The sequence below is a fragment of the Magnetospirillum fulvum MGU-K5 genome, assembly GCF_000442515.1.
GTDB lineage: Bacteria > Pseudomonadota > Alphaproteobacteria > Rhodospirillales > Magnetospirillaceae > Phaeospirillum > Phaeospirillum fulvum_B.
Genome location: NZ_AQPH01000112.1, coordinates 1 through 6,066, shown reverse-complemented (window position 1 = coordinate 6,066; position 6,066 = coordinate 1). Strand labels below are relative to the sequence as shown.

At 63.9% G+C, this 6,066-nt stretch carries 8 protein-coding genes; all 8 read left to right on the top strand.

Going from position 1 to position 6,066, the window contains the following annotated elements; all coding sequences use genetic code 11:
- A partial coding sequence (locus tag K678_RS18400; RefSeq protein ID WP_021133206.1) for an EF-Tu C-terminal domain-related protein occupies positions 1–143 on the top strand: 143 nt, incomplete at its 5' end.
- A 152-nt stretch (positions 144–295) separates the two neighbouring features.
- Positions 296–679, top strand: a complete 384-nt coding sequence (locus K678_RS16600; protein WP_155804589.1) for a hypothetical protein — start codon at positions 296–298, stop codon at positions 677–679.
- Positions 680–824: 145 nt separating this feature from the next.
- Positions 825–1,280 carry a hypothetical protein gene (locus K678_RS16595; protein ID WP_051185973.1) on the top strand — a complete coding sequence of 152 codons (456 nt, stop codon included), beginning with the start codon at positions 825–827 and terminating at the stop codon, positions 1,278–1,280.
- Between the two features lie 292 nt (positions 1,281–1,572).
- Positions 1,573–2,394, top strand: coding sequence for a hypothetical protein (locus K678_RS16590; protein ID WP_021133639.1), 822 nt, complete (start codon positions 1,573–1,575; stop codon positions 2,392–2,394).
- Positions 2,395–2,527: 133 nt separating this feature from the next.
- Positions 2,528–2,986, top strand: a complete 459-nt coding sequence (locus K678_RS16585) for a hypothetical protein (protein ID WP_039853672.1) — start codon at positions 2,528–2,530, stop codon at positions 2,984–2,986.
- Positions 2,987–3,180: 194 nt separating this feature from the next.
- Positions 3,181–4,014 (top strand): vWA domain-containing protein, encoded by an 834-nt coding sequence (locus K678_RS16575; RefSeq protein ID WP_021133637.1) that lies wholly within the window; start codon positions 3,181–3,183, stop codon positions 4,012–4,014.
- A 20-nt stretch (positions 4,015–4,034) separates the two neighbouring features.
- Entirely contained in the window at positions 4,035–4,742 is a 708-nt protein-coding gene (locus tag K678_RS16570) for a PP2C family serine/threonine-protein phosphatase (protein ID WP_021133636.1), read from the top strand.
- A 5-nt stretch (positions 4,743–4,747) separates the two neighbouring features.
- Complete coding sequence (locus tag K678_RS16565) at positions 4,748–6,010, top strand: hypothetical protein (RefSeq protein ID WP_021133635.1); 1,263 nt, start codon at positions 4,748–4,750, stop codon at positions 6,008–6,010.
- The last annotated feature ends 56 nt before the right edge of the window (positions 6,011–6,066 follow it).

The following is a 6,066-nucleotide window of genomic DNA, read 5'->3' as shown; positions in this document are numbered from 1 at the left end:
CTGAGATGGTGATGCCGGGCGACAACGTGAAGATGAGCGTTGTGCTGATCGCCCCGATCGCGATGGATCAGGGCCTGCGTTTCGCTATCCGTGAAGGTGGCCGCACCGTCGGCGCCGGCGTGGTGGCCAAGGTCCTCGAGTAGTCTCGACGGTCCTTGTAACGATCTGCGATACGCCCGGAGCGACTGCTCCGGGCGTTTTCGTTTGGGGGAACCCTGATGGCGTGTCCCCCCCCCTGATCCAAAGGCGATAGCCCATCCCGATGCGCCAAGCCATCTTGCCTCGCGCACGCAGGGTGTCTAATATTCCCCACCGACTGATCGAGGGGATGGCGATGGCCAAGGTGGTAAGCGGATTGGCGCAGGGAACCAAGCTTGTGGCGAAGGGGACCCGCCTTGCGGCCCTGTTCCTGATCAAGCTGTCGCGCCTTCTGGTACGGCTGACCGGACGCTTTGGTCTGGCCTTTGCCCACTCATCCAACGAAACCAAAACCACCACCCTGACCGCGCTGCTCTGTGCGGTTGGTGGCGTTGTGCTGTCCCCGCTGGTCGAGATCAGCGTGGCCGGAAGTGCGGTTCCCAGCGCGCTGGTGCTGGGGCTGCTGGGGCTGGTGGTCGGATCGTTGGTCGGGTACAGCGCCGTTAAGAAGGTCCGGGACGGGGGCAAGGCCGGATCGTAAGGGGGATCTGTCTGGCCCCGGTCCGAATCGGGTGGGGTGGCGGGTCGGTTGTCCGGGGGGAGAACGGTCGCGCGGCTTGCCGGTTGGGGCGCTTCGGCGGCATACTCTCTTCGGATCTTGAATCCATGGGTTTCGAGGGACGGATATGACGGAGAACGGTGGGCGAGAGCTGCAAAGCGTCGAGCCGGTGGTGACGAATATACCGGCGGAACGGGCGTTGAGCCTGACGCAGAGTGACTCGTTGGATCTGAGCGGACTTTCGGATGAGCAGGTTGCTCTGATCAAGCGGCAGCACGCCGACGGGATGGTTTCGGTTCAGGTCAAGGCCGCCGAGATGAAGCTCGACGTTTCGGCTTTGGATGCCGCGTTGACCTCGTTTACCGACCAGACCGCGAAGGCGAGCCAGGCTGGGGCGCATGCCACCATCCAGCATTCGCAGACCAGCGCGATCGGCAAGACCGAGGTGGTGATCGGCAATACCGAACGCGCCGCCGCCGGTCGCTTCGCCGGGTTCTCCGAGGTGGTGCAGAAATACATCCTGTGGATCGTCGGTGCCGTTGCGGTGCTGGTGATTCTGGGTAGCACGGTGATGGGCCGCTAGCCGATGTTCAGACGCGACATCATCCTTCGGCAACCCCAGGACGCGGTCCGTGAATTGGCGCGGTTTCGCGCCGGTCTCGCCCGGTCCGGTCTGCCGGAGGTGACCGCCGCGCTGGTCGCTGAACAGGTCGAGAGCACGCTGCTCCAGTTCCAGTCCCAGATGTCCATTCCGCACGTCAAGAAGATCGTCGCCGATCGCGTGCTGGAAGGGGATGGCTATCGGGTGACGATCGAGATCAGGCTCGGTCGTGAAAGTCTTTTGGCGAAAGTGTTGCGCCTGTTTCGGGGGGGTAATGGGACTGGCTCGTCGCCACATCCAGGAAGCCCAGGAGTTCTCTCGCGAGGTCGGGGGTCTCGATGCCGAGGTGAAGGCTTACTTCTTCTCGTTGGATCGCGAGCAGCTCGATATCCTGCTGAAGGAATACGGGAAGAAATATAGTCCCCAGGCGGCCAGCTATGCCCGTCAGGCGATTCCGAAGTGGCGGGCTGGCTCGACCAAGATGTCGGGCACCGTGATGAAGCGGTTGTTCGATCTGTTGCCGCCGCTGATGCCGCTTCATATGAAGTTTGATCTGGCCGAGCGGGTCTGGCTCCATTTCGGTCCCGCTTCGCGCCATGAATATGTCATCGGCCCCAATGCCGATGTCGCCGAGTTGATCGCGCTGGTGTGCGGCAAGCTTGACGAAGTGGTGATCCCCTACGAACTGGAAGAGGCGGTGCCGCACCGCTTCCACTGGCTGTCGGCGGGTGACGTCAAGGTCAAGGAAAAGCTGCTGAACCATTCCCGCCAAGTGCAAAAGACGCTGGCGGCGGAAAAACTGTCGCTGGAAATCCCAGTGTTGCAGCGCCAAGTGCGCGAGCATGCCGATATTACCCGGCTGGCCCGCATCGAACTGAAAATCCACAAGCACAGCGTCATCGTCACGGTCGAGAAGGTGATGAACCGCAAGGTGATGGAGAAAACCCCCGAGGCGATCATCAGCCCGGACAGCCAGCGCAACTGGCTGCGGTTGCTGATCGGCACCGTGCTGGTCTCCTTCATTCTGTCCCGTCAGGTGGTGTGGTCGACCCTGTTCGAAGTGATCGCGCGGCTGAACTACCTTCTGCCGTTCTGATCGTCCTGCCTCTGTCCGACCAACGCGCCGGGGGGCGGCGAATTGTCGGAGTCTGGCGGCTGGCTGGCTTGTCTGGTCGAGTCCGGCACGGCATAATCGCCGCCTGCTGAAACAATGGTTTGGGGGTCACTGTATGTCTGAGGCAACGGGGCGGGAATTGCAGAGCGTCGAGCCGGTCGTGGCGAATGTCCCGGCCGAGCGGGCGATCAATCTCGCACAGAACGACGTGCTTGATCTGAGCGGCCTGAACGATTCGCAGATCGCCGAGATCAAACGCCAGCATGCCGATGGGATGGTTTCGGTCCAGGTCAAAGCGGCCGAAATGAAGCTGGACGTCACCGCGCTGGATGCGGCGCTGACCTCGTTCACCGATCAGACCGCCAAGGCGTCCCAGGCCGGGGCCCATGCCACCATCCAGCATTCGCAGACCAGCTCGATCGGCAAGACCGAGGTGGTGATCGGCAACACCGATCGCGCCGCCGCCGGAAAGATCAATTCCGGCTCCAACACTCACCTCCGCACCCTGCTGGTGGTCGCGGTCGTCGCGATTGCGGTCGTGGTGCTGGCTGGGCTGTTCCGCGGCCATCCGTGACGTCTTGATCGGACGGTGCCGGGCCGAGGGGACCCGCCGCCGTCTGGAAAGTCCGGGCGCGCGCCCGCACGCGCGTCCTTTGCCGCCCTTTCCCGGAATTTGCGTCGGTTTCGGACGTCGTTTCCGGGGATCGCGGCTTTCTCCGGCGCGATCTTCAATGATACACTGCGCCACGTTTCAGTCCGGGGGAGCCTATGCCTTATACCGCCGATATCAGTCGTTCGACGCCGACCTGTTTTCTGTTCGTGATCGATCAGTCGGGGTCAATGGACGAGATTCTGGATTCGGGCGAATCCAAGGCTGAGTTCGTCGCCAATGTTTTGAACAAGACGCTCTATCAGTTGGTGATTCGCAGCACCCGCGCCGATGGTGTCCGCAATTACTTCGATGTCGGTGTGATCGCTTATGGCGGCGCCGGAGTCGGGTCGGGCTTTCGCGGCGCGCTCAGCAGCGGCATCATCCATCCGCTGTCGGAGATCGAGGCCAACGTGCTGCGCGTCGACGAGAAGCACAAGAAGGTCAGCGACGGCGCGGGCGGTCTGGTCGAGGTTTCGGTCAAGTTCCCGGTCTGGTTCGAAGCGGTTAATGAGGGCGGCACCCCGATGTGCGAGGCGATGCACAAGGTCGCCGAAGTGCTGGTCGAATGGTGCGATGCCCATCCCGGCAGTTACCCGCCCACCATCATCCATGTCACTGACGGTCAGTCGACCGATGGTGATCCGTCGCGGATCGCCGAGGGCTTGAAGCAGATCGCCACCCAGGACGGCACCTGCCTGCTGTTCAACCTGCATATCGACCGTACCGGCGGCTCGGCGGTGCTGTTCCCGGCGACCGAGCGCGGCCTGCCGGATTCCTATTCGAAGATGCTGTACCGGATGTCGAGCGTCTTCCCGCCGCATCTGGTCGCGGCGGCGCAGGCCAAGGGCCATGAGGTCGAAGAGGATAGCCGCTTCTTCGGTTACAAGGCCAATATCGAGGAGATCGTCGACTTCTTCGAGATCGGCACCCAGGCGGCCAATCTGCGGTAGGGCGAAGAGGAGGGCAGGCCATGCGCCCGCTGTTCGAAGCCCAGGTGCCCAAGCTGGAGACGGCCCCGCACGAGATCGAGGACGCCGCTTGTTCCTGGCCGCAGCGTGGGCTGTATGCGGTCAGCGACGGGGCCAGTGAATCCTATCATTCCGCCTCGTGGGCGCGGGTGCTGGTGCGGCGCTTCATCGCCCACCCCGCGCTGGGGGCGGACTGGCTGGCCGAAGCGATCACCGAGTACAATACCGGGTTCGATCGGGCGGCGATGTCGTGGAGCGCCCAGGCGGCGTTCGATCGCGGCTCGTTCGCGACCCTGCTCGGCCTGTCGGTGTCGCGGCCCGAGGAACGGGTCCGCCTGCTGGCGGTCGGGGATTCTCTGGCGGTGTTGGTGTCGGGTGGGCATCTGGTCGCCTCGTTCCCCTATGAGCGGCCCGAGCAGTTCGACGCCCGGCCGATGCTGCTTTCGACTGTGTCCGAGCGAAACGAAGCCCTGCTGCGTCCGGCCAATCTTCAGGCGATGACCGCCGAATGGGGCCTGAAGGGCATCGTCAATCCCCGCATCATGCTGATGACCGACGCGCTGGGAGCCTGGTTGCTGGCCGGTGGTGACGAGCGGGTCGAGGAATTGCTGACCCTGCCTTCGGCCGCCGCTTTCTCGCGGCTGGTGAGCGAGGAACGTGCCGCCGGGCGGATGCGGCGCGACGATTGTACCCTCGTGGTGCTGGGGTAGCGCCGATGGCCTACCCGTCGCCGGATCAGTACAACGACGCGGTACAGGCTCCGCACCTCGCCTTCGACGATCCGGTGTTGCAGGCGGGTAAGGTCGTGCTGAACGATATGGGCTTGCCCCAGGCCTATGGCGGCGGCTTTGCCGTTACCTATGCCGTTTCCCACGGGCGACGCAAATACGCCGTCCGCTGTTTCCATAAGGAAGCCCGCGATCTTCAGGACCGCTATGCCCGGATTACCGAGGCGTTGTCCGGCGGGGGCGGCGGTGGGCATTTCGTCGGCTTCGATTATCAGCCGACCGGGGTGCGGGTGCTAGGCAAGGCCTATCCCCTGGTCAAGATGGATTGGGTTAACGGTGTCCCGCTCGGAATCTGGCTTGAGCGCAATCATCGCCGCAAGTCGGCGCTGACCCCGCTGATCGCCCGTCTGCGCGAATTGGAACGCCACCTGCGGACACGCGGGCTGGCCCATGGCGATCTTCAGAACGGTAATATCCTGGTCCAGGATGGCGGGCTGAAGCTGATTGATTATGACGGGATGTTCGCTCCCGGTCTCGCTGTCGGCGACGGCAACGAGGTCGGCCACCGCCACTTCCAGCACCCCACTCGCCGAGGTGAGCATTTCGGTCCCGAAATGGACCGCTTTTCCTTCATCGTGCTCGATCTCAGCCTGCGCGCCCTGGTCAAGGAACCCGCCCTGTTCCGCCGCCATGCCAATGGCGAGAACATCCTGTTTTCCGCCGCCGATTTTCTCGATCCCGCCGCGTCCAAGGTGTTTTCCGACCTGCGCGCGATCCGCGCGCTGGCCAAGGATGTCGAGAAATTCGCCGCACTGTGCGCCGGGCCAATCTCCGACATCCCGACGCTGGAGGATTTCGTTGGTGTCCCGCCGCCTCCGCCGCCCAAGCCGCGCCCGGTGGTGCCGAGCAAAAGCCCCAATCAGCTTCTGCTTGAGGAATTGCAGCGGATGCCGGGCGAGCCGTTGCCGCCCGACATTCTGCCCGACGAGAGCGAGCCGCAGGGGCCGATCTATCAGCCGCCCGGAACCGCCGCCGACGCGGTGCCGCAATGGCTGGTCGTCGCAGGCGTCGCCGCTCAATTGCTGTGGCTCGGGGCGCGAATGGGCGGGCAAGCCGCGATCGAAGTCGCCGCCCGCCAGATCGAAACCCATCTGCCCGATACGCCGCCGACTCCCACCGCTTTGGCCGGAAAGGCGCTGTCGTCGCTGAAGCTGGCGGCGGGACGCTGGTTCGGGTCAAAGCGAAGCTAGGACACGGGTGCGCCGATTCTCGCTGTCGCGACAGGGCTACCGCCCTGGCCCGTTCG

What these genes read in the sequence shown, in the direction of transcription:
- K678_RS16570 (WP_021133636.1), top strand. Translation starts at nt 4,035, where the DNA reads ATGCGCCCGCTGTTCGAAGCCCAGGTGCCCAAGCTGGAGACGGCCCCG.
- K678_RS16585 (WP_039853672.1), top strand. Translation starts at nt 2,528, where the DNA reads ATGTCTGAGGCAACGGGGCGGGAATTGCAGAGCGTCGAGCCGGTCGTG.
- K678_RS16595 (WP_051185973.1), top strand. Translation starts at nt 825, where the DNA reads ATGACGGAGAACGGTGGGCGAGAGCTGCAAAGCGTCGAGCCGGTGGTG.
- K678_RS16590 (WP_021133639.1), top strand. Translation starts at nt 1,573, where the DNA reads ATGGGACTGGCTCGTCGCCACATCCAGGAAGCCCAGGAGTTCTCTCGC.
- K678_RS16565 (WP_021133635.1), top strand. Translation starts at nt 4,748, where the DNA reads ATGGCCTACCCGTCGCCGGATCAGTACAACGACGCGGTACAGGCTCCG.
- K678_RS16575 (WP_021133637.1), top strand. Translation starts at nt 3,181, where the DNA reads ATGCCTTATACCGCCGATATCAGTCGTTCGACGCCGACCTGTTTTCTG.